The 1,779-nt window shown below is 71.2% G+C and carries 3 protein-coding genes; 1 reads left to right on the top strand and 2 read right to left on the bottom strand.

Annotated elements, in window-relative coordinates:
• Nucleotides 1-796 (top strand): M1 family aminopeptidase (locus tag ASG00_RS16865; RefSeq protein WP_268771947.1); only part of this gene is annotated, 796 nt, incomplete at its 5' end.
• Here the strand turns inward: ASG00_RS16865 and ASG00_RS04480 are convergent.
• Nucleotides 756-1,253 carry a hypothetical protein gene (locus tag ASG00_RS04480; protein WP_162238346.1) on the bottom strand — a complete coding sequence of 166 codons (498 nt, stop codon included), beginning with the start codon at nucleotides 1,251-1,253 and terminating at the stop codon, nucleotides 756-758. The two genes, ASG00_RS16865 and ASG00_RS04480, sit on opposite strands and share 41 nt — an antisense overlap.
• A gap of 103 nt (nucleotides 1,254-1,356) precedes the next feature.
• Nucleotides 1,357-1,584 (bottom strand): three-helix bundle dimerization domain-containing protein, encoded by a 228-nt coding sequence (locus ASG00_RS04475; protein ID WP_056207212.1) that lies wholly within the window; start codon nucleotides 1,582-1,584, stop codon nucleotides 1,357-1,359.
• Nucleotides 1,585-1,779 lie beyond the last annotated feature (195 nt).

Genomic DNA, 1,779 nt, shown 5'->3' with positions numbered 1-1,779 from the left:
CCTCGTCGCGCTGCAGATCGGCCGCTACGTCGTCGAACGGGTCGCGACCGCACCGCCGGTCGATCTGGTCTATCCGCGCGCCCTCGAGGCTCGCGTGCACGCAGACCTGGCCGATGTGCCGCGCATGATGGCGGTCTTCGAGGAGGCGTTCGGTCCCTATCCGCACCCCGCCTACACCGTCGTGGTCACCGCCGACGACCTGGAGATCCCGCTCGAGGCGCAGGGGATGGGGGTGTTCGGCGCCAACCACATCGACGGCGCGGGAAGCCTCGAGCGCCTCGTCGCCCACGAGCTCGCGCACCAGTGGTTCGGCAACAGCGTGGGGGTCACGCTCTGGCGGCACATCTGGCTCAATGAGGGCTTCGCCTGCTACGCCGAATGGCTCTGGTCGGAACGGTCGGGCGGGGCATCCGCTCATCAGAAGGCCCTCGCCCATCACGCGCGGCTCGCGTCGCTGCCCCAGGATCTGCTGCTCGCCGACCCGGGACCCGACGACATGTTCGACGACCGTGTCTACAAGCGCGGCGCGCTTACCCTGCAGGCGCTGCGGCTCACGCTCGGCGACGGGCCGTTCTTCACGCTGCTGCGCGAGTGGATGTCGCGGCACCGCGGGCGCAGCGTCGGCACCGACGATTTCGTGGCGCTGGCCGAGGAGATCGCCGGCCCCGAGGTGCGTACGCTGCTGCACGCGTGGCTGTTCGAGACCACGCTGCCGGAACTTCCCGCGGGTGGCGCACCGGGGGAGCCGGCGCCGCTCACGGCTCCGCTGTCAACGACGCCACGATCGCCACGCTGACGGCGACGCCGTCGATCCCGTGCCACGTCGCGACGTGCACGGGCTCTGCGCGGCCCGGCACCGTGACAGCGACGGCGCCCGGCAGCGCGGACGGCACCGCCTCGCCGACGACCACGTCTCCCACGGGCACGCGGATGCCGCGGCCATCGGCTTTCAGCGCGGCTTCGATCTGCGTCCACCCGACGGTCGTCGGCGGGGGAGCGGGAGCGAACAGGGGCGCGAGGTCGGCGAGGGGGGAAGCGGCATCCGCCCCCTCGTTCTCGGCGTCGACCCCGATCTCATCGGCGATGTGGTGCGGAGCAGCGGCGGCCACCACCAGATCCCCGGCGTAGGTGACGCTCACGGCGATGTCGCCGGCGGTGACGCGGGGACGGCCGTGAGTGCCTCCGCAGCGTGCGCAGACGGAGACGATGTCGACGGATGCCGCGGCCTCCAGCTCGCGCGCGAGCTCGCGCATCAGGCGGCGACCCGTGTCATGACGGTGCTCCGGCGGGGAGGCGCTCCACGCGAGGAGGACGTCGCCGAGCGCCGAGCGCCCGACGGGTGTCTCTACGACGGGGTCAAGCCGGGATACGCCGATCGGCACGTGCCTCCTCGTCGCGCAGCAGACCCTTGGCCTGGCGCTCGACCAGCACGGGCACGAAGTCGCGCACACGCGCCGTGCTCATTCCGTCGTAGGCCGCCGCGACGACGCTGGCCACGTGGCGAGGGTCGAGGTGGGGATACCGGGTCGACAGTCGTTCGGTGATCTGCGCGACGCTCGCCCGTTCGTCGATCTCGTTCGTCATGGTGCACCTTCCCGAGAGGTCCGACGGGGTCAGCCTACGAGAGCGCGCGCGTCTACGGAAGATCCGGCGAGAACGCGAAGAGGCCGCTCCCGGAATTCTCCGGAAACGGCCTCTCTGGCTTTCGCCGTGGTTGCGGGGACAGGATTTGAACCTGCGACCTCTGGGTTATGAGCCCAGCGAGCTACCGAGCTGCTC

Origin of the sequence: Microbacterium sp. Leaf351 (assembly GCF_001423825.1) — a bacterium.
Classification (GTDB): Bacteria; Actinomycetota; Actinomycetes; order Actinomycetales; family Microbacteriaceae; genus Microbacterium; species Microbacterium ginsengisoli.
Note: the sequence above shows the minus strand (reverse complement) of the source record. Positions and strands in the feature narration are given on the sequence as shown.

Coding starts and splice junctions, on each gene's coding strand:
- ASG00_RS04480 (WP_162238346.1), bottom strand. CDS start 1,253: ATGCGCGAGCTCGCGCGCGAGCTGGAGGCCGCGGCATCCGTCGACATC.
- ASG00_RS04475 (WP_056207212.1), bottom strand. CDS start 1,584: ATGACGAACGAGATCGACGAACGGGCGAGCGTCGCGCAGATCACCGAA.